Origin of the sequence: Pseudoxanthomonas indica (assembly GCF_900167565.1) — a bacterium.
Classification (GTDB): domain Bacteria; phylum Pseudomonadota; class Gammaproteobacteria; order Xanthomonadales; family Xanthomonadaceae; genus Pseudoxanthomonas_A; species Pseudoxanthomonas_A indica.
This window is the reverse complement of the sequence record NZ_FUZV01000001.1, coordinates 711,532-732,124: the sequence shown is the minus strand read 5'-3', so window position 1 is coordinate 732,124 and position 20,593 is coordinate 711,532. Positions and strand designations below refer to the sequence as shown.

The window sequence follows — 20,593 nt, the reverse complement described above, 5'->3', positions numbered from 1 at the left end:
CCAATCTTGCTTGTCGACATCGGCGCTGGCGAACTCCCGGCGGCCACGCCTGTGACGCCGCCGCTGGGCTCCTGGTTCCCGCAGCCCTACGCAGCGCCGCCACCCCCGACCCCGACGGGCCTGGTCAATACGCCGCGCGTTGGCGGTGTGCGCCTTGCTTGGAATGCACTGGCGCTCGCCATTGCTCGATATGAGCTCGAGCGTGCTCCCGATGCCGGCGGAGCGCCAGGGACGAGTCAAAGCGTCTACACCGGCACCGATCGCACCTTCAACAGCAATGAGTCGGGGCCAACGTGGTGGCGTGTCCGCTCGATCGTTCGGGGTTCCGTCTCGGCCTGGTCGAGCTGGGTGGAAGGGATTCCGATCTATCCGAACTACAACCTGCTGGTGAACCCAACGGGCGCCAACGGATACGCCGGGTGGGATCCCGGCTGGGTCAGTGGCACGCAGGGCACGATGTCCACGGCGCTGAAGGATGACGGGCCGGCGTTCGTGTATACGCCGAGCCTATCCGCAACCGATCGCGGCAAGGGGCAGCACGTAATCATTGCTGCGGGCGGCGGCGACTACACGTTGAGCGCAGGCATGCTCTCCGACGTGATGCTTACCGGGTCGCATTTCATTCAAATGCGGTTTCGCGATATCAGCGATGCGGAGATTGACACCTCGAACCGGCCTACGGCCTACAGCGTCACCTCACGCACGAAGGTCACCCGGTACAGCTGCACAGGGACCGCGCCGTCGAACACCTACGCAATCGAAGTGATCATCCGCAACACGGGCACGGGCAATCCCGGTGAAGTGGTGTGGGAGAAGCTGAAGCTCGAGCGCGGAAGCACGGCGACCCCGTTTACCGATGACGCCAGCGTCAAGCAATCCGTCGATGCGTCTACTTCGGCTGCGGCGCTGGCGTCTGCTGCTGCGGCCGATGCCGCGAGTTCTTTGGCTCAACTTGGCGAGATTGCGAACGATGGCAAGCTGACCGCCAACGAAAAGACCCAGGCTAAGCGCGAGTACAACGAGATCACTGCCGAGCAATCCGGCATCGACGCGTTGGCCGACGGCTATGGCCTCGCGACTGACAAGGCCACCTACGACAGCGCGATGACCGCGCTCAAGACCTACCTTCGCACCACTGTTGGCGTGCTGGACGCGAGCTTCGTCTGGACTAACGTGACGGGCACGACCGACATCAACCGGACTGTCTGGAACAACACCTGGACGACGCTCTACAACGGTCGCCAGGCGCTGCTTAATGCCATTTCGGGCAAGGCGCGTGCACTGGCGGCCGTGATGGCGGCGGGTGCCAACCTAGTGCCCAATCCGACCTTCGTTTCCAATGTGATCGGCACGCCGCTCAACTCCGCGTTGGCGACCAACGCAAGCTGCAGCGACAACTGGACCGTCTGGCGCGGCGAGCCAAGCTACAGTCAAGCCTACGTGATCCTGTTCCCGGGGGCGGGCGTAGGCGTTCGCTGCCATGTCGGCAACAACCCAATTGCGAACGGACAGCTGGTAGCGCCGCAGTTTCGTACGATTCAGCCGATTGCTGTGGAAGCCGGGCAGGCTTACGTGCTGTCGCCAGAATGGGTGCTCAACTTCAACGGCACGCTGGGCGGCGGAATCACGGCGAAGTCGCGATGCTTCGTCCAGTGGCTGGACTCGGCCGGCGCGCAAATCGGTGGCCTGGATGTTCTCGAGCGACTCCGAGGGGCTGCAGATCCCGGCCCGAAGCGAATCACCGCGCCCGCAGGCGCCCGCAGCTGTCACGTGTTCGGTGACACTTACGTCGAGAACACGTCTGGCGCCTCTTACACTCACGGCGCTAGCGTCATCCTACTGACAGAATTCCGCTCCATCTCCCTGATCCGTGCGTACTCGCTGGACACGGATTTGACCGATGGTGCGCAGTACGTCCGCTACGCCACTGAAGATGCGTACTTCACGGGCGGGAAGTATCGCAATGGACTCCGCTTCAATGCTTCGGGGCACCAGGTTTCGGGCGCCTACAACTTCCCGCCCGGCGGCTTTGCCAACATGGGCGCAATCTGGCTTTCGGGCGCGACGCTGACCTACACAGCTACTGCGGGCTCGCCTGCTTCTGCCACGATCTCCTGCAGTGCAATGACTCTGCGATCGATGGGGAGCGACAAGGCTTATAGCGCCAGCAGCGGTAGCGTGACAGGGACCAACGGCTCGACCGTAACCTACCACCTGTACTACGACGACGACACATGGGCCGGTGGCAGCCGCACGCTGGGAATTACAACCGACATCAACGTGACCCAGAACTCGCGCTCTCGCTTGTACATCGGTTCGCTGAAGGTGACCTATCCGACCAGTGGAAGCGGCGGCGGTGGTGGCCTTCCGAATTGCGTGGTTGAAACCTCTTTTGTCTCCGGCGGTCGCCGCGCCGGTAGCTTGCGGGCGGGCGTGCCACTGCTTCTGGCTAACGCCAGCACGTTTACCGAGCGTGATGGGGTGGTGAGCGCTCATCAGCGCGCCCTGGTGAATTGTGTCCGACTGCGCATGACCAACGGCGTGGAGTTGGATTGTTCGTTCACCGCACCTATTCCCACCGTCGAGCGGGGCCTAGTGGCGGCCAGCGACGTGGCCGGTCTGCGCGTGGCCACCAAGCGCCTCCGTCTCTGGATGCGTTGGTGCCCGGTTCGACTGGTGGAGCGCCGGCACTGGGCGTGGATTCGCGAGCACAGCGCGGTGGCAAGCGTCGAGGTGCTTGGCATGCGTTGGGTGTCGCACATCACCGTTGAGAACGATTGCTTCTGGGCAGGCCGCTCTCGACACGCATTCGTTTTGCACCACAACATCAAGATGGATCCTCTGTCATGAGCTACACAAAACGCCCTGAACTTGTGATTGAAGGGGGGCTCGTCGTCGAGCTGGACTCCGGTGAACTTGTATTCGTTCAGCAGCAGGTGAAGACGCTTACGGAGTCGCTGTGTCCTAGCATCTTCGTTTCGGCCACTTGGATTGACGAGCAGCTGCAGTCAGTGGTCGACAATCAGGGGCGGCACCGGGCGCGCGTGGAGTTCAGGCACGCAGCCAGCCAGTACGAACAAGACGTGCTGGGCTTGCCTGCGCTCGTACGTGAGTGCCTTTGGCTCGTCCTCGGAGAGCCGCTTTCGCTGGCAGCACTGCCAGATCCTCCGTCTGAGAATCCCCAGCTCAATGCAACCACGCTGATTCCCTGGGCGAGCGAGCTAGTGCGGTCCGTGGACATTCGCCGTGCCATCGCTATCGCCAAGCAGGGCGTGGAATTCGATTTGGATCAGGTGCTCTGATGGCGCGCAATTTCGGTCGGTTTGCATCTGTTCCCATTGGCCCGCAGCTGGCGGTGCAAGGCGCGGGCTTGGTGCTGACCACAAATGCAGTCGCGGTAGGTCAGGCGCGGCAGGGGCGCAGTGATATCGCAATTTCGACCGGCACCAGAGGGGCAGAGTTCGCCTTCTGGGGAGATGACGCGGTGTCTGCGATCGTGGGCGTGGTGCCAGGTGTCTCGGCGGTCAACCAGAGCCCCACTGCGGCGGGTGTGGGTTGGCGTTTGGCGACGGGAGAGGTCGGGTCACCCTCTGGCAATCTCGCCACCGGCCTCCCCGCTGTGGTCGCAGGGGACATCGTTGGTGTTCGGGTGGCGGTTGGCAGTCCAAGCACGATCACGTTCTATCGAAATGGCATCCAGGTGTGGAGCGGTACTTATGCCCTTGGAGTCGGCCTGGTGTTCGCTGTGTCCCTTACCGCGACGAAAGCCGGTGGTTTGAACTGTGCGGTGAATTCCGGCCAGTGGCAGGCCCAGTCACCCGCTGCACAAGCCGGGTGGTATAGCGACGCCGCCGGCCTAGCGCCGGTACGCGTGGCAGACTATGACTTTCTGAGCGCCTCCAGCGATTCGCCTGCACACGCTCGTTATGAGGGCCTGATTGCTGACGGTCTGCTCGTAGCGGCAGAAATTGGCTTCTGGCCGTGGGGCGGCGAGATGCCGGCGAATAGCGCCAGCGCCTCCTGCAGCATCGTCGATGGCGACGGGATGCTTGATGCAATTGCGGCGCAGGATTTCGGCGGTGTCGCAGTGGCGGTTCGTAGCGGCACCGTCGATGGCACTGTGGCAGCTGCGGCCACAGTTGCCCGCTTCGTTCTGGATCGGATCGATATCACTGGAGAGGGTGCGAAATCGATCGTGCTCCGTGACGCGCACGATGACCTCGATCAGACGCTCGCGCGCGGTGTCTTCCTGCCAAACATCCCGACGCTCGCCTGGAGCCCGCTGCCCGTGGTGATCGGCGCCGTCGCAAGCGTGCCCGGCCTGCCAGTGAATACAGATGGCACGGCCATCTATTTGAGCAGTCGAGCACTCGCGAGCGTCGACGTCGTCATGGACCGGGGCGACATCATGGAGGGAGGCACCTTCGCCGTCTCGCCGGATCAGCAGCAGCTTGAAATGTATAGCCCGCCCGTTGGACCGGTGGTGGCCGATGTTTCGACTATCGGCGCCGGCCCTGCGCCGGCGACCCTGCTGCAGGCGCTGACCGCGATCTTCTCGGCGATCGGCAAAGCTTCATGGTCGAGCGCCGATGCTGCGGCAATCGACGCAGCCACGGGTTATGCCGGTGTGGGCTACTACAACTCGGACGGCGCGACGGTGCGTGAAGCCTTGGCGGCCATTCTCCCGAGCTATGGGGCATGGTGGTGGCAGGATGCAGACGGCACGCTGCGGTTCGCTCGCGTGGTTCCGCCCGAGGCCTACAGCGGAACCCTGGCGTTTGACCTGGATCGCTCGGACGCGGTTGATGATGTTGTTTCGACACCCGATCGCGCACCGAACCTCACCCGGCGAATGGCATACAGGCCGAATGCCCAGGCGCTTGGGGCATCCGACTTAGTCACTGACCTGGTCGACGTACCTCAAAGCCGGCGCGATCAGCTGACGGCCCTGTGGCGCGGCCAGGCCTACGCCGCGGGGCCGCTCGCTGCGCAGTACACCCACGCTGATAGCGCGGACCCATTCGTTTCCTGTTTCTGGCGCGAGCAAGACGCGCAGGCTGAGATAGATCGGGTGGTCGACTTGTACAAGGTGCCGCGCGCGCTGTACGTCTGGCGTATTGCCGATCCGGCCTTGGCCCCAAAGCCCGGGCAGATCGGCCGGATCACCCACCCGCGGTTCGGCTTGGCCGCCGGCAAGAAGGTGCTGGTTCGCGCGGTGACCCGTAACCCTGCCACCGGCGATTGCACGCTGACTTTCTGGGGATAGACGATGTTGATTGGATACGGCATGCCGCAAGTGTCTACGCCGACCCTCACCGGCACCGGCGCGGATTGGCTCTCTGCTGACGGTGGGACGGCCATGTTTGACGGCAAGCCGGCGCGGCGCACGCGCATCCGCTGGCTGTCATCCGGCTCGCCCGCGATCGGGCAAGCGTTGATGATCGCCGCGCCTCTTGCGGCTGCCACGCGCCCGCGGGTGATCGGTTTGCTGGGCCTGAAGAATGTTCCGGAGGGTGTCTCGGTGATGGTCGCCGGCAAGCGGACCGGTGACAGCTCCCACGTTTACACGCTTGGCGGCGGCAACACAGGTGTCACTCGCCGCATGGCGGACGGTTCGATCGGGTGCTGGTTGGTGGTGGGCGAGGGTATCGATCCGATCGTCAGTCTGGCGGTGAGCATCTACAACAACCTGGGCGGCGCCACCTGGGCCACAGCAGCGACGGAGTTCGAAATCGGCGAGATCTTGCTCATGCCGGCGGTGACCGTCCGACTGGCCGAAGGATGGGGAATAGCTAGGCTTGACCCCAGCGTTCACACGCGGACGCGCGGCAGCCAGGTTTCGACGGTGCAGGCGACGAGCTTCCGGCGCTTCACGGGCTCGCTGGCCGGCGCACCGACGGCAGATGCGCGCGGCGGCGGCCTTGCCAACGGGGACGACTGGGAGACGATCGCGGCAATGCTTACGGGCGGTCGCAGGTGTGTGGTGATCCCTCAGTACCGCACGCTGCCCGGCAGCGTGTTCGACGCCGCGCTGTGCAACCGCACGGCGGTGTACGGCATCGCCATCGAGTTCCCCGGTCCGCAGAACATCCAGCGGCAGTACTTCAGCGGCACCATCACCGTAGAGGAGATCCCTCCTTAGGCGCTGGGTGCTAGCGCTAGCCCATCCCGAGAACCATCACATGGAGTATTGTCTGCGGGCCCCGGAGGAGAAATCTTATGCGCCTAGCCGACTTCATAGAGCAGCGTCGCGCCCAGATCCTCGACGGTGCGGAAGAGTTTGCCAGAACGCAGGCACCTCTCGGGCTAGAACTCGATGCAGCCGCGCTACGAAACCACCTTCCACAGGTCTTGGACGCGATCGTAATTGATCTTCGTTCTCGACAATCTTCGGTAGAGCAGAAGGCGAAATCCGAAGGACTTGCACCCAAGTCGTCCGGTCCTGAAAGTGCCGCTACCAGTCATGGGAGAACGCGCGCGCAGGGCGGGTTCGACGTGAACAGCATGGTGGCTGAGTATCGGGCCTTGCGTGCTGCTGTAATTCGCTTGTGGTCGGCAGACGCAGCTCTGGTCGCGGCTTCGTTGGACGATATGATTCGCTTCAATGAAGCAATGGATCAGGCGGTGGCCGAGTCGCTTGCAGAGTTCTCGCGCGAAGTGGAGATGTGGCGGCATGTGTTCTTAGGAGCACTGGGCCACGACTTGCGTGGTCCCCTAAGCGTAGTGATGTTCACCGCCGACCAGCTTGCCCTATCAACACAGGGAACGCAGAGCGCCAAGAAAGTATCACGCCTGGTGAGTGGCGCTGCGCATATGCGAAAGCTGCTCGACGAGTTGCTGGACTACAGCAAGTCGGAACTAGGAATAGCGATGACCCTGCATCGCTCTCCATGCGACCTTGCGACCGAAATCAGGGAAGAGGTGAGTTCACTCAGCACAATAATCCCTAACATGGCAGTTCGATTCACGGACAACGGTCCTTGTGAAGGACACTTCGACTGCGTAAGGATGAGGGAAGCTATCCACAACTTGGTCGCCAATGCAGCAAAGTATGGTGACGAAGCATCGACGATCCTTGTCTCCGTGACGAGTGACGTCGAGGAAGTACAGGTTGCCGTAACGAACTCGGGCGAATCAATCCCAGAATCCGTTCTCGGTTCTATGTTTGATCCGCTGCGAAGGGGAGTGAAGAAAGCGAGCAACGGTGAGAATTCAAGTTTGGGCTTGGGCCTTTTCATTGTGCGGGAGATCGTGCAGGCACATGGAGGGGAGGTAAGCGCTACCTCGATTGAACGCCAGACGCAGTTCGTAATTACCCTGCCGCGCAGTTAGATCCCGTGGCGGCTGGGTAATCTTGCGCGTCGCAAGCGATGAGAGCGAGTCGCATAAGATCGAACCGAGGTGATTACGGTGGGTGATCTGCAATTTCGCTGGACATGGCTCGGCGCCGACGTTGGGGGCGCGAAGTGGTCTATCTGCTGGGTATCACGCATGTCGCGCGGCTAATTGATCGGGTTGACGGCACGTGGTTCGCGCGGCTCGATGCTCATCTCCCCAATACGCAAGCAACTCGAAGCTGCACGAGCTACCAGACCGGCCGGCGCGGTGTTGAACTTTGGGCTGAGCGACACGCAACCCGCTTGCGCGCAGAGGTGACCGCGAAGCACGAAGCGTGGCTAAGCAAGCAAGCGTGGCGGCCAAGAGTTGCGAATGTCGGCGCAACCGGTGAGATTTGCTCTATTCAGAATGCCCGCCATGTCGAGCCGGCGACCCCGATACAGCACGAAGGCGGAATGGGCCGCAGCCCAAGCAAACGATATGCGCGCGCGCGCCGCCGAACTTCGCTTTGAGCCATCCGGCGGGTCGGTGTCGCGGGCACGGAGGAAGTTCGATCAGATCGAAGGCTTGCACAGGGCGGCTATCCATTTCGACAGCATGGCGCGGCGATTTAAGGTTATAGGTGTCTAACAATAACCTGACTCAATGCCGCTCAAGTCCCTGTCTGAGAGTGGGGCGCCTTCAAGGGCTTTGATTCTGGAGAACCGTCCTGGCGAAGAAATATAGAAAGGAGCACTATTGCCAAGACGGCGAGAAATTCGCTTTGCCAGTTTTGGAATGACTCAAACCAAAACTGAGAGCCGCTCAGATGGCTGAGAAAAGACAGTGTCGGCTCATGCGCTGCAACCCGCTCATCGTTCTCATGCAGCCAACTACCGTAGCCATGTAGGGCGAACGACGCTAAGAAGAGCAAGAAGAACGCCAGCGCAAGTGAATGCGAGTACAGAACTCGCACCATTCCACCGGCCCGAACTGGCCACGGCGTAGGGCCGGGTCGAATCGTTTCCTCCTCTTCTGCGGGGTCCAGAGGCCTTGACTCAGCCGATCCGCGCTGTCGCAACCAGACGGTTAGCAGGACGTACATACCCATCTGCAAGAACTCGCTTTCCCAGTTCTCGAAGGTTGCGGAGATGAAGTGTCCGCTGGAAAGATACAGGGCGAAAGTCGCTGGCGGACGATGCTCGCGAACTCTATCTTCGTTCCAAGCTGCGTGGCCCGAGATCACTTGAGCCAGCAGGAATAGCACGAACAGGAAAGCTAGCGTCAAGGACAGGCCATTCCGGCGCCATAGAGAGTACCGTGGTTCACTCATTCCCGTCCGCCTACTTCATCTGCAATCGAAAGTTCGCCAGGTCCAAGTCGCAGTCCCCCTGTAGCTCTCAACAACGTAGCAGGGCCAGTGTGGTCACTGGCCCTGCTCGTTCACCGTCGTTTGGCTTCCTTTGGATGCTGCAGCTGCTTTTCGTTGCGCATTAGTCTTTTCTTGCGCAACTTGTTGTTGAGCGTCGTCCGATGCCTTCCACACCTCGTAGTCTTCGTCCAGCTGGGCGCGCTCCTCGGCTGAGAAGAGCTCACGTGCCATTTTGAACATTGTGTTCTCTTCTTCCTTGGCATGGTGATCAATAAGCTCGCCGAAGACCTTCGTGCGTCCAGCGAACTCGGGCGTACCCGGATCTGCGGAATGAACCTCGGGGATGACAGAGTTTTCAACCGCATGGTGTTCCGCTAGCGCTTCTGCGTGAGTTTGGAGGCCATCCCGATCCGCACGTTCCTTGAAAGCCGGGTAGAAGACCTGTTCCTCCCACTTAGCGTGGGGAATTAAGGAGTTCTCGATTGTTTCAAGCAAGCTCTGGCGTGTCTTGACACCTCGGTCAGTCGTTTCCTTGAGTTGGTCAAATAGCGACCGCAGCTCATCGTGCTCGTCCTTTAGCGTTTTCAGAATATCTCGTTTCATTTTTCCGCCTGCCTACTTGTTGGGTGGGTTGGGTCAGGTACAAAGACTGGCACCACCGCGGTGTAGGCAACGTGCAAATAGGGGATTTCGATAGCGCGTTAGCGCACTGAACAACAGGTTGCAATTCACGCTATGACCGCGCGACCTGTTGTAAAAGTTGTCTGTCGGATGCGAGCGAGAAGCGAATGCCTACCTACGTGCCCACCACCCTTCCCGACGCCTTTCAGTGGATTGAGTGTGAGGAAGAGAGAGTTCTTCATTACAAAGGCATTGAAGTAGTGCGCGTGGCCCCCCAAAAGCAGGGTTGGTTCGTTGAGGTACTTGTGCCCGACCTAGGGAAGCCTCGTCCGCGACTACTTACGCGCTCGCGCCAAGTTGGAATGTGCTGGGGTTCCAAATGGGCGAAGGAGAGAGTTATCCACTTCGAGCAGCTTGCTTTCCCAACCAACTCCACATCAGAGCTCGCAGCTGGCTAGTAGAAGTCCACAGGTGTCTCTATTTGAAGGAGCATAGGATGTCAGATGATCTAAACAACCGGGGTGAACCGGATCGCAGCCGAATCGCGTTAGGAGAGGAGCATGAGGTCCGGTACTGGACGGGGAGGTTTGGAATCAGTGAAGAGAAGCTTCGCAGCGCCGTCAAAGAAGCGGGCAACTCTGCCGAAGCTGTCGAACGCTGGATAGCTAAGCACCAGTGACCGCCATAGGTCGTCTCTAGGAAACCTACGCACAAGGTCTGGAGAAGGCGTGCTGCGTTCAATCGGCAGCTCCTCGTCTTTCTCTTGCTTCAAATGTGGATAGGGAGGATGCTTTCGCCGTTCGCCTGTGAGGACTGCAAATGGCAAGCTCTCCCAATAGGCCTGACGGTCAGAAGCTTGAGCACGTAAAGAGCCTTGAGGCGCGTGTAGAGGCGCTCGAGTTCATCGTGCTGGGTCTATTGAGGGGTAGTCGGGATAATCCGACCTGCAAGCGTTCAGTCATCGCGACTTTCGAACTTTTAGACAAGGTGCTTGAGGCGCCGGAAATGCGTCAGAAGAAGGCCTATCGCGATGCATGTCGCATGGCGTTCTCGGAAGCAATCATGCTCGCCTGGGGAGGAATTGAGCCCGACTTGGACTCGCAGAGCAGGAAGCATTAGGGGCCACTCTCATCCGGTGATCACTATGACTGCGCAAGCTCGCTTCGTTTTTCGGGCTGGACCCGCCTATCAGGTTCATCCTTGCCATGGTGTTTGGGGCGGACCGAATCCACACGGCTTCCTCGAGGTGAGCTTTTATATGGACTCACCAGTGCTACCGGATGAGATTTGGATGCAGGAGTCCGCAGAGTTGCCCGGCCTATTCCTGCAGCAGGCACGCCGCAGCCAGCTTAAGGGCGATGCGAGCGAGCCAACGTTCATTAGACGGTTTAACACGGCCATTGTGCTGTCGCCGGCAGATGCGCTGGCTGTAGGGGAATGGCTCACCGAGCATGCCACCGCCTTGCTCCGAGATCGGACAGCGAACCGAGCCCACGAATAGCCGAAACCCACGCGCTGGAGGCGCGAAAGGCGAGAGTTTTTAGCAATCGAGGGAATTTTTAGCAGAAGTGGTTTCGCGAAATGCTCGGAAACCGTTGCCACCAATGGTGGCCGGGGAGGGAATCGAACCCCCGACACAGGGATTTTCAATCCCTTGCTCTACCAACTGAGCTACCCGGCCAGGTTTTTCGCGATACGGCCGTGCGGCCAGTGCGAGCCGCGCATGATACGGGAGCCAGGGCCGGGCTGGCAAGCCGGATGACGGCTGAACACGCTGCAGTCGATCCCGGGCCGGAGGCGGCGTCCGCGTGCATCATCGGGAAAACGCGCATGCGCCGTGGCCAAAGGGAGTTCCGACATGAAGGCTTTTTTCCAACTGTGTGCCCTCGCAGGGGTGGCCCTTCTGGCGGCCTGCGCCAGCAGTCCCAAGCTGTCCGATGCGCAAAAGCTCGCGCTCTACCAGGCCAATGCCGGTGCGCCGGTCAAGGATTTCACCTACCTGGGCAATCTCACGGGCTGGCAGCCCATCGGCGATTCCGCTTTGGCTGTCTGGACCAAACCCAAGGAAGCCTATCTGCTTGATCTGGGCGGTCCTTGCCGGGATCTCGACTACGCGCCGGCGATCAACATCACCAACATGATGGGGCGTGTTTCCACGCTCGATCGGGTGCGGGTGTTGGGAGGGTCCGGTGGCGTGGGCCGGGTCTCGTGCCGCATCGTCAGTATCCGGCCACTGGATGTCAGCAAATTGAAGGCCGCCGAAGCCGAGCTGCGCAAGGCCGACGTGGAAGCCCGCCAGGAAGAATCGGCCGCACCGGCCAACTGACTCTCGGCGTCAGGACGCACCTGCCCGGCGGGTGTCTTTGCCTGGCACGTGCGGCTCAGGCTTCGGGGACAAACCCGGCAGGCTTGTCGGCGCCTTCGCCGAACAGGAACTTCTCCAGCTCCGCTTCCAGGAAGGCGCGATGCTTGGGATCGCGTGGCGAAAGCCTGTTTTCGTTGATCAACATGGTCTGGTGCGCCAACCAGCTGACCCAGGCCGGCTTGCCGATGCTGGCGAAGATGCGCTTGCCCAGCTCGCCGGGGTAGGGCACGAAATCCAGGCCTTCAACTTCGCGCTTTTCGTACAGGCAGAAGACGGTGCGGGACATGCGGGGGACTCAGTGGCGGACAACCGCGCAAGGATAGCGCCCCCGACCGTCGCACGACATCCGACAGACGCCGCTCAAAGCGATTGCAGCATGCGACGAATGGGCGCGGGCAGACCCAACTGCGGCAGTTCGGCTGCGCTGACCCAACGCAGATCCGCATTGTCGTTCACCGCCGCGCGAGCCTGCAGGTCGCGCCAGCGCAGCGGATGCATGCGCAGTTTGTAGTGGCTGAAAACATGGGGGACCTCCACCAGCGCCTCTGCCCGGTCGTACTCGCCGGCCAGGTGGCGTTCGAACCATGCGCGCGCGCTGTCGTGATCGGCCGCTTCCGGCAGTGACCACAGCGAGGCCCAGATACTGCTGGGCGGACGCCGTTGCAGCAACACCTGGCCTGCGGCGTTCGCGGCCAGCAGTACCAGCGCCGTGCGTTCCGGCAACGCCTTGCCCGGCTTGGAGGTGGGCAACTCGTCCACGCGCCCATCGCGCAAGGCAACGCAGCCCGATTGCACGGGACAGAGCATGCAGGCCGGGTCGCTGCGCGTGCACAGGGTCGCGCCCAGATCCATCTGCGCCTGGGTGTAGTCAGCCATGCGTGCTTCGGGCAGGTGCGCTCCCGCCAGCGACCACATCTGTTTTTCCACCGCCGGCAAACCGGGCCAGCCGGCGATGCCGTGATAGCGGGCGAGGACGCGCTTGACGTTGCCGTCGAGGATCGGAAAGCGATCACCCCAAGCTTGCGACAGGATCGCACCGGCGGTGCTGCGGCCAATGCCGGGCAGGGCGATCAATGCATCCAGATCCCGTGGCAGGTCACCGCCGTGCCGTTCGACACACGCCCTGGCGGTGGCGTGCAGATTGCGCGCGCGGGCGTAGTAGCCCAGCCCCGACCACTGCGCCAGTACGTCATCGAGCGATGCCGCCGCCAGGTCCGGCAGCGTTGGAAACGCCTGCAGGAATCGCGCGAAGTAGGGAATGACGGTCTTGACCTGGGTCTGCTGCAGCATGATTTCCGACAGCCACACCCGATAGGGCGTGCGCGGGTGCAGCCAGGGCAGATCGTGGCGACCGGCGTGATCGAACCAGTCCAGCAGCTGTGCGGCGAACGAGTCGACGAGGGTCGTCGTCACTGACCCAGGGATTCCGGCAGCAAGGCATCGACAAAGGCTTCAGCGTCGAACACGCGCAAATCTTCGGGTCGCTCGCCAATCCCTGCAAACCGGATCGGGATGCCGAACTCGCGCGCCAGTGCAAACACCACGCCACCTTTGGCCGTGCCATCCAGCTTGGTCACCACCAGGCCGGTGATGTTCACCGCGGCGTGGAACTGGCGCAGCTGCGAAAGCGCGTTCTGCCCGGTGGTGCCATCGATGACCAGCAACACCTCGTGCGGCGCGCTGGCATCGACTTTCTGCAGCACGCGCTTGATCTTTCCCAACTCGGCCATCAGACCTTGCTGGGTATGCAGGCGACCGGCAGTGTCGGCGATCAGCACTTCGGTGCCACGCGCCTTCGCCGCCTGCAATGCATCGAAAGCCACCGATGCGGCGTCGGCGTTCTGGCCCTGCGCCACCACTTGCACGCCGTTGCGATCGCCCCAGGCCTGCAATTGCGCGACCGCAGCAGCGCGGAAAGTATCGCCCGCGGCCAGCATCAAGCTGTGGCCCTCGTCCTTGAAGCGGCGCGCAAGCTTGCCGATGGTCGTGGTCTTGCCCACGCCATTGACGCCCACCGTCAACAATACGAAGGGCTTGATCCGGGGATCGATCTGCAAAGGCTTGGCGACCGGCGCCAGCAGGGCGATCAGGTCCGCGCGCAGCGCGGCCAGCAGCGCCTGCGCATCGCCAAACTCACGCGCCTTCATGCGCTTGCGCAGGTCTTCGATGAGGGCGGTGGTGGCGGGCACGCCGACATCGGCCGTGAGCAGGGCGGTTTCAAGTTCGTCCAGCAGGTCATCGTCCAGGCGCGGGTGGCGCGAGAACAGGCCACTCAGGCCCAGCGCGGCACTGCTCTTGCGCAGGCGCTCGCGCCAACCCACCTTGCCGGCCGCCGCGGGGGCCGCTTGCGATGCATCAGCAGGCGGATCGGCCTGCAGCGGTGCAATCGGGGCCGGTTCGATGACGGTCGCCGGCACTGCCGACGGACTGACGTCGACGGCTGCGGCCACATCGTTGGAAGTATCGGAGGAGGTCGCCGGGCGCTGCGTCTCGGGCAGGCTCGCGGGCGCGTCAGGCTTCTTGCGTCGGAACCAGCTGACCATGGGACAGGCAATCGCGGAGAATAGGCGCATGGTATCACCCACCCCCACGGCGTCCCGATGAAGCCGCCCCGCGCTCCTCGTTCCGGCGCACCCTCCGCAGCGGTCAGCGGGCATGTGCGCATCATTGGTGGCCGCTGGCGTGGCAGCAAGTTGCCGGTGACGGATCTGGCCGGACTGCGCCCCAGCGCTGATCGCGTGCGCGAAACCCTGTTCAATTGGCTCATGCCGCATCTGCCGGGCGCCGTGGTGCTGGATGCCTTTGCCGGCAGTGGCGCGCTGGGCCTGGAAGCGGTTTCGCGCGGCGCCGCACGCGCCGTGCTGGTGGAGCGCGATTCGCAGGCGGTCCGGGCTTTGCAGGCCAGCGCGGCGCGGCTGGACACTGACGGCCAGGTCCGGGTCATCGCCGATGACGTGCTGCGCTGGCTGGCCACTGCCCACGCCGAGTCGTTCGATCTGGTATTCCTGGACCCGCCGTTTGCCGCTTCTGCCTGGGATCACGCGTTGGCCGCGCTGGCGCCACGCCTGGCTCCCGGCGCCTGGGTCTACCTGGAGTCCCCGGTCACGCTGGAACCGGCCGTGCCGCAGGGCTGGGTCCTGCATCGCGAAGGCCGCACGCGTGATGTCCGTTACGCCCTGTACCGCGCGTCAGCCGGGCAGGGCGCTGATACACTGCGCGACGACTCCAACGAGCCAGCCTCCGCATGAGCGTGTCCCGTCACCGTACCGCGGTCTATCCCGGCACGTTCGACCCGATCACCAACGGCCACATCGATTTGATCGACCGCGCCGCGCCGCTGTTCGAGCGCCTGATCATCGGCGTGGCGGAAAGCCCGGGCAAAGGGCCGGCGTTGCCGCTGGCGCTGCGGGTGGACCTGACCCGCAAGGCCGTGGCCCACCATGCGCATGTGGAAGTGTTGGGCTTCGACGGCCTGCTGGCGCATTTTGTCGAGGAAGTCGGCGGCGGCGTGCTGCTGCGCGGGCTGCGCGCGGTCTCGGATTTCGAGTACGAATTCCAGCTGGCCAGCATGAACCGTCATCTGATTCCGGAAGTGGAAACCCTGTTCCTGACCCCCGCAGAGCAGTACGGATTCATCTCTTCGTCGCTGGTCCGCGAGATTTCGCGGCTGGGCGGAGACGTCTCGGGTTTCGTCACTGCCGATGTGGCGGCTGCCCTGAAGACGCAGTGGCAACGCGCTTAAATTCGTGCTTTGTGGCACGATCATTCTTACTACGACTCACCGGAGGGGGACACCCATGATCAAAATCGCAACCCGACTGCTGTTGATTGCCTGCCTGGTGGTGCCGTTCGCGGCCTGCAAGAAGCAGGAAGCCGCGCCCGCCGACGCCGCCGAGGTGGCCCTGGTCGCTCCGGCCAAGGATGACGACGCCGCATGGCGCACCTATCTGCAGGAAGTGGTGGGCCGCAACATGGGCACCATCACCAACAGCCCCTTCCTGTACTACCTGCCGCCGGAATCGGATCCGGAGTTCCAGGCCAAGTACGAGCGTTCGCTGGAACAGGCCAAGAACGCCATTGCCCGCGGCATCGTCGGCGGCAACATGCTGGCCTTCGGTTCTTCCGCTTCGGCGCGCATGGCCGATCTGGTCGTCGCCTCGTTCGACGGCGTGCAGCCGGACACCATGAAGGGTGTGCGCGTACTGTTCATCGGCGACGCGGCGGATGGCGAGCGCGTCAAGGCCGCCGTGGCTCCGGCTGGCGTGGATTTCGTGTTCGTCGAAGCGAAATGATGTACCGGTGCGTGGCCGCAATGCGGCCACGCACGGCAACACCGCAGGAGCGGCTTCAGCCGCGAGCTTTTGGAGCGCTCCTCATGGGCGCCCAATCGAAAAGCTCGCGGCTGAAGCCGCTCCTGGCTTTTTGTGGTCCCGTCCCTGCCCGCAGGGCGTACCATATGCCCCTGCCATGTCCCTCAAGATCAACGAACTCTGCGTCAATTGCGATGTCTGCGAGCCGGCCTGCCCCAACCAGGCCATCTCGATGGGCGAGGCGATTTACGTCATCGACCCGGCACGTTGCACCGAATGTGTGGGTCATTTCGACGAACCTCAATGCGTGGTCGTCTGCCCGGTCGAATGCATCGACGCGGACCCCGCCTTTCCCGAAAGCCACGACGACCTGCTGGCCAAACTGCGCAGCCTCCAGAGCGCAGGCTGATTTGCGCGCCTGGCTGACGGCCTCGGCGCAAGGTGTGGATTCCGACGCTCCGTATGGCGGCACGGGGCTGCCACGGACGGATTCCACGCGTTGCGCAATAGCGATTCGCGCGGCGCCATATGCGGGTGAAATCTCACGCGCGCATTGCTCACAAATTTGAAAAGAAAAATTACGCAAATCCACTACAGATCTGCGGCATAGGGCCGATGCGCGCGAAGTGCATGACCATCATGCCGTGAGTTCGATGTGGGTGATGCATTGTCGCCGGCCAGAAGCAGCCATTAAGTTCGCATGGGAGCTGCGCCCACATACGGCGCACTTCTGCTTCACCTACCGCATGATCCTCATGCGGCCCCGAGTCTGTTGTGCAGGCATGGATGCCGTGGTCATCGCGCGTGGATGGAGTTGATCAACAACTTCCCAGCCTTTCCTTGCGAGACCTCCCATGTCAAAAGCAACTCCCTCCCGGGGCGCGCAACCGCGTCTCCGCAAGCTCACCCGCGCCATCCTGCTGGCCACGCTGGCTTCCACGCCCGCCCTGGTGCTGGCGCAGGCCAGCTCATACACCGAGACCGGCAAGATAGGTGATGCCAGGAGCTGGCAAACCGAAGAATTCAAGATTGATTGGGGACTGGGAGCAGTCGGCGCCGACGAAGCGTATGCCCGCGGCCTCAGCGGCAAGGGCGTCAAGGTGGGCGTATACGATGACGGCTTCCCTGCCTGGCACCCGGACTTGGAAGGTATCACCCCGCTGAGCTTCGGCGACCCCGGCTGCGAATCCGGCGACGACATCAGTCAAAACGGCTGCTTCCACACGGAGAGCGGCACCACGGTCACTTACACCGCCGCCCCCACGGCTGCGCAGGACGCCATCATCAAGGATGCCATCGCGGCCGGCACGATTACGCAGCGACAGTACGACGCCCTCCAGACGGGCTTTGTCTACGGCACCCATGGTTCGCATGTGGCCGGCATTGCAGGCGGGCGCCGTGACGGCAGCGGCATGCATGGCGTTGCCTTCAATGCCGGTCTGGTCGGCGCCGCGTCCACCTCCAACATCTATATGGATGCGCTGTCCGCGCTGGGCCTGCCGGACGGCAGCAGACTCAACCAGGGGCCCGGGTTGGAAGCCGAGGCCGCGATGCGCGAGTTGATGAACAAGGCTGGCGTGCGCGTGGTCAACAACTCCTGGGGCCTGGGCACCGAACCCAAGACCGCCGCCGAGATGGACGCCAAGGCGGCCAGTGACTACAAGGTCTACCTGGACGCCCTGGCCGCCGACACCCGCAAGTACGGCATGTTGCAGGTCTTCGCGGCCGGCAATGACAGCGGCCAGATCGCTGGCATCTGGGCCACGTTGCCGCGTTACTACGCCGACGTGGCGCCCTACTGGGTGAGTGTGGCCAATGCACAGCAGGACGGTACGCTGCATGCTTCCTCCAGCATCTGCGGCCTGAGCAAGGACTGGTGCATCACCGCGCCGGGCGCCGCGATCATCTCGACCGTCCCGGCGGGCAACATCACCGGCGAGCTGCTGGTTGACGATGCTGACGTCGTGACCGGGGTCAATGTCACCGCCGAGGAGAAGCTTGCGGGCTATGCCGAAATGACCGGCACCTCCATGGCCAGCCCGCATGTCACCGGCGGCCTGGCGCTGCTGATGGAACGCTACCCCTACCTGACCAATCCGCAGGTGCGCGACGTGCTGTTGACCACCGCGCGCGATCTGGGTGAGGCCGGCGTGGACGAAATCTACGGCTGGGGCATGATGGATCTGAAGAAGGCCATCGATGGCCCCGGCATGCTGCGGGTGGATACCGATGTACTGATGGACCAGCACGCCGGTGGCGCCAAGGTGTGGGAAGGCGAAGCCTGGGATGACTGGCGCAACGACATCAGCGGCCCGGGCAAGCTCAGCAAGTCCGGTGAGGGCTGGCTGCGCCTGAGCGGCCGCAATACCTTTGCTGGTGCCACGGTCAAGCAGGGCACGCTGGAACTGGCAGCCGAAAACCAACTGGGCGGCAGCGTGCAAGTGGCTGGCGGCACCTTGCTGTTGAACGGTGCGCTGGTTGATACGCGGCTGGAAGTGGAGTCTGGTGTGGCGCGAGTCAATGGTCTGGTGCGCGGTGGCGAAACCGTCGTGGCCATGGGCGGCCGCCTGGAAGGCACCGGCACTCTGTCCAACACGGTGGTCGGCGGCACGATTTCGCCGGATGGCCGTGGCACCATCGGCACGCTGACCGTCAACGGCAACTACACGCAGCAAGCCGGTTCGGTCTACGAAGTGGACGTCCAGGCACCGACCAGCTCGGACCTGGTGCAGGTCACTGGCAGCGCCGTTCTGGAAGGTGGCACGATTCAGGTGGACGCGGCGGCCGTGGAGTTGGGCCAGTCGTACACGATCCTGCGAGCCGCGGACATCACCGGTTCCTTCGGCGGCGTGGGCTTTGCCAGTGCCACGCCGTTCATGACGATGGCTTGGAGCCAAACCTCCACGGCGCTGGCGTTGAACGCGGTGCGTGGTCAGGCGTTGACCTCCGCCGCGTACACCGACAATCAGATGGCCGTGGCGGGTGCGGCTGACGCAGCGAGCGATTCCGATCCGTTCCTGAGCCGACTGGTACATATGAACGCTGCACAGGCCACTGCCGCCTTTGACCAGCTCAGTGGCGAAGCCTATGCCAGCCAGACCTCGGTGCTGCTGGATCAGGGCCAGCGGATGAACGAGTTGGTGGTGGATCGTACGCGCACCTCGCAGACCCGCTTCGCCCAGCAGGGCGACGATGGCCGCGGCAATAATTTGTGGGTGGATGTGCAGAGCCACGGCGGGGACATCGACAGCAACGACAATGCCGCGCGCACTCGTTACCACGCCAATGGCTTGACCTTGGGCTACGACTACATCTTCGGTGACCAGTGGCAGGTGGGTGCCGTGGCGTCGGCGCAGAAGGGCGACATGAATGTGCGTCAGCGTGGCAGCAAGCACGACTACGACACCAATTTCTACGGTGTGTACGGCGGCAAGGCGTGGGGCAACTTCGGCTTGCGTGCGGGTTACTTGATCTCCCGTTCGAAGATCAGCGCAGAGCGCACCGCCAGCTATGGCAGCTTCAGCGACCTCAATCGCGCCGACTACCACAGTGACGGTCGCCAGGGTTATGTGGAAGGCGGCTACACCTTCCGCATGGGCGAGCGCTTCGAGATGGAGCCCTACGCCCAGTGGGCGCGTGTGGAAGCCAAGACCGATGGCTTTACCGAAACCGGCGGCAGGAGCGCGCTGCAAGTTGCACGCCACAAGGACCAGGTGGACTTCACCACCGGCGGACTTCGCTTCGCGGCTGACCTGAGCCCCGGTGCCGGCCAGACCTGGCTGAGCCTGGGCGGCTCGCTGGGTTACCGGCATGCCACGGGCGACATCGAACCCAGCCTGACAGCAGCCTGGGTGGGCGGTGGCTACTTCAACGCCTGGGGTTCGCCGATTGCCAAGAACGCCACCTTGCTCAATCTGAATCTGGCGGCGCGCCTGAGTCCGAACACCCTGCTGGAACTGGGTTACGACGGCCAGTACGCCAGCGATGCACGTGACCATGCGGTCAACGCACGCGCCACCTGGCGCTTCTGAGTGCTTGAGTGATGGCGATGGCGGCGGCTTTGGCCGCCGCCATCCGCTGCCGCCATCGACCCGTTGGACGACGACTTTGAGTACCGTACTTTTGCTGGCGCTGGCCGTTTCCACGGCCGCGCAACCGGTCGCACAGGCCGCCGCCCATCCCGCACCCGGCAATGAAAAGGCCGTCCGCGTTTCGGCCATGCCAGCCCGCGCAAAAGCCTGCCAATGGCTTCCTGGGCAGGCGCACGCGGGTGCGCGTGTACTGTTCCGGGGCAAGCCGGTCGCGCTGGACAATCATCATGCCTTCCGCATCTTTGTTCCTTGCCACGCCAAGGATTTCATCCAGGTCCATGTGACCCGCTCCAACGGCAGCACCATCGTGCACCGGGTCATGATCGACCCGGTCTGAGAGCCAGGCCAAGCGGCGCGCGACACTGTGTCCGGTCACGGCCATGGGCCGCATCCTGTCAATCCATCGTATGCTGCTGGCAATCCGTTGTAAGGGTGGCCCTGCCGAGGCGCATGCGCTGGGGGCAGGGTCACATCCGCCGCCCCAGGAGACGCCGTGAGCTTGCCCCGATTTGCCGTC

19 protein-coding genes and 1 tRNA gene are annotated in these 20,593 nt (G+C 62.9%); 14 read left to right on the top strand and 6 right to left on the bottom strand.

Going from position 1 to position 20,593, the window contains the following annotated elements; translation table 11 throughout:
• The first annotated feature begins 6 nt into the window (after positions 1–6).
• The 5 genes from B5X78_RS03400 to B5X78_RS03380 all read left to right on the top strand — a co-directional run bounded on the left by B5X78_RS03400 (position 7) and on the right by B5X78_RS03380 (position 7,332).
• Positions 7–2,850: a hypothetical protein gene (locus B5X78_RS03400; RefSeq protein WP_139381369.1), complete on the top strand. Its 2,844-nt coding sequence runs from the start codon at positions 7–9 to the stop codon at positions 2,848–2,850.
• On the top strand, positions 2,847–3,302 hold the full coding sequence (locus tag B5X78_RS03395) for a hypothetical protein (protein ID WP_079723058.1): 456 nt from the start codon (positions 2,847–2,849) through the stop codon (positions 3,300–3,302). Before B5X78_RS03400 ends, B5X78_RS03395 begins: the two co-directional genes overlap by 4 nt.
• Positions 3,302–5,266 carry a hypothetical protein gene (locus B5X78_RS03390; RefSeq protein ID WP_079723057.1) on the top strand — a complete coding sequence of 655 codons (1,965 nt, stop codon included), beginning with the start codon at positions 3,302–3,304 and terminating at the stop codon, positions 5,264–5,266. The genes B5X78_RS03395 and B5X78_RS03390 overlap by 1 nt, the downstream gene beginning before the upstream one ends.
• A gap of 93 nt (positions 5,267–5,359) precedes the next feature.
• Complete coding sequence (locus B5X78_RS03385) at positions 5,360–6,142, top strand: hypothetical protein (RefSeq protein ID WP_188444713.1); 783 nt, start codon at positions 5,360–5,362, stop codon at positions 6,140–6,142.
• Positions 6,143–6,219: 77 nt separating this feature from the next.
• Positions 6,220–7,332 (top strand): sensor histidine kinase, encoded by a 1,113-nt coding sequence (locus B5X78_RS03380; RefSeq protein WP_079723055.1) that lies wholly within the window; start codon positions 6,220–6,222, stop codon positions 7,330–7,332.
• A gap of 658 nt (positions 7,333–7,990) precedes the next feature.
• Here B5X78_RS03380 and B5X78_RS03370 read toward each other — a convergent pair.
• On the bottom strand, positions 7,991–8,650 hold the full coding sequence (locus B5X78_RS03370; RefSeq protein WP_079723053.1) for a DUF6766 family protein: 660 nt from the start codon (positions 8,648–8,650) through the stop codon (positions 7,991–7,993).
• A 93-nt stretch (positions 8,651–8,743) separates the two neighbouring features.
• Positions 8,744–9,292, bottom strand: coding sequence for a hemerythrin domain-containing protein (locus B5X78_RS03365; RefSeq protein WP_079723052.1), 549 nt, complete (start codon positions 9,290–9,292; stop codon positions 8,744–8,746).
• Positions 9,293–9,689: 397 nt separating this feature from the next.
• Between B5X78_RS03365 and B5X78_RS18840 the strand changes: the two genes are divergently transcribed.
• Positions 9,690–9,989: a DUF3606 domain-containing protein gene (locus B5X78_RS18840; protein ID WP_308933140.1), complete on the top strand. Its 300-nt coding sequence runs from the start codon at positions 9,690–9,692 to the stop codon at positions 9,987–9,989.
• A gap of 140 nt (positions 9,990–10,129) precedes the next feature.
• Positions 10,130–10,429 (top strand): hypothetical protein, encoded by a 300-nt coding sequence (locus B5X78_RS03355; protein WP_079723050.1) that lies wholly within the window; start codon positions 10,130–10,132, stop codon positions 10,427–10,429.
• A gap of 486 nt (positions 10,430–10,915) precedes the next feature.
• Here the strand turns inward: B5X78_RS03355 and B5X78_RS03345 are convergent.
• Positions 10,916–10,991, bottom strand: a tRNA-Phe gene (locus B5X78_RS03345).
• A 177-nt stretch (positions 10,992–11,168) separates the two neighbouring features.
• Between B5X78_RS03345 and B5X78_RS03340 the strand changes: the two genes are divergently transcribed.
• Positions 11,169–11,636 (top strand): DUF6491 family protein, encoded by a 468-nt coding sequence (locus B5X78_RS03340; RefSeq protein ID WP_079723048.1) that lies wholly within the window; start codon positions 11,169–11,171, stop codon positions 11,634–11,636.
• 55 nt (positions 11,637–11,691) lie between these two features.
• Here the strand turns inward: B5X78_RS03340 and B5X78_RS03335 are convergent, their stop codons facing one another.
• From B5X78_RS03335 to ftsY, 3 genes are all read right to left on the bottom strand, one after another.
• A complete protein-coding gene (locus B5X78_RS03335) occupies positions 11,692–11,961 on the bottom strand; it encodes an oxidative damage protection protein (RefSeq protein WP_079723047.1) in 270 nt (89 codons plus the stop codon).
• A gap of 74 nt (positions 11,962–12,035) precedes the next feature.
• The gene (gene mutY, locus B5X78_RS03330; protein ID WP_079723046.1) at positions 12,036–13,100 is read right to left on the bottom strand and encodes an A/G-specific adenine glycosylase; all 1,065 of its coding nucleotides are present in this window, start codon (positions 13,098–13,100) and stop codon (positions 12,036–12,038) included.
• Entirely contained in the window at positions 13,085–14,218 is a 1,134-nt protein-coding gene (gene ftsY, locus B5X78_RS03325; RefSeq protein WP_079723045.1) for a signal recognition particle-docking protein FtsY, read from the bottom strand. Before ftsY ends, mutY begins: the two co-directional genes overlap by 16 nt.
• Positions 14,219–14,275: 57 nt before the next feature.
• Here ftsY and rsmD point away from each other — a divergent pair, with 57 nt between their 5' ends.
• The 6 genes from rsmD to B5X78_RS03295 all read left to right on the top strand — a co-directional run bounded on the left by rsmD (position 14,276) and on the right by B5X78_RS03295 (position 20,413).
• Positions 14,276–14,923 carry a 16S rRNA (guanine(966)-N(2))-methyltransferase RsmD gene (gene rsmD, locus B5X78_RS03320; RefSeq protein WP_079723044.1) on the top strand — a complete coding sequence of 216 codons (648 nt, stop codon included), beginning with the start codon at positions 14,276–14,278 and terminating at the stop codon, positions 14,921–14,923.
• A complete protein-coding gene (gene coaD, locus B5X78_RS03315; protein WP_079723043.1) occupies positions 14,920–15,417 on the top strand; it encodes a pantetheine-phosphate adenylyltransferase in 498 nt (165 codons plus the stop codon). The genes rsmD and coaD overlap by 4 nt, the downstream gene beginning before the upstream one ends.
• Positions 15,418–15,475: 58 nt before the next feature.
• Entirely contained in the window at positions 15,476–15,967 is a 492-nt protein-coding gene (locus B5X78_RS03310; protein ID WP_425478710.1) for a hypothetical protein, read from the top strand.
• Between the two features lie 175 nt (positions 15,968–16,142).
• Entirely contained in the window at positions 16,143–16,394 is a 252-nt protein-coding gene (locus B5X78_RS03305; RefSeq protein WP_079723041.1) for a YfhL family 4Fe-4S dicluster ferredoxin, read from the top strand.
• A gap of 445 nt (positions 16,395–16,839) precedes the next feature.
• Positions 16,840–20,016 (top strand): autotransporter domain-containing protein, encoded by a 3,177-nt coding sequence (locus B5X78_RS03300; protein ID WP_079723040.1) that lies wholly within the window; start codon positions 16,840–16,842, stop codon positions 20,014–20,016.
• Between the two features lie 4 nt (positions 20,017–20,020).
• On the top strand, positions 20,021–20,413 hold the full coding sequence (locus B5X78_RS03295) for a hypothetical protein (protein WP_079723039.1): 393 nt from the start codon (positions 20,021–20,023) through the stop codon (positions 20,411–20,413).
• Positions 20,414–20,593: the final 180 nt, after the last annotated feature.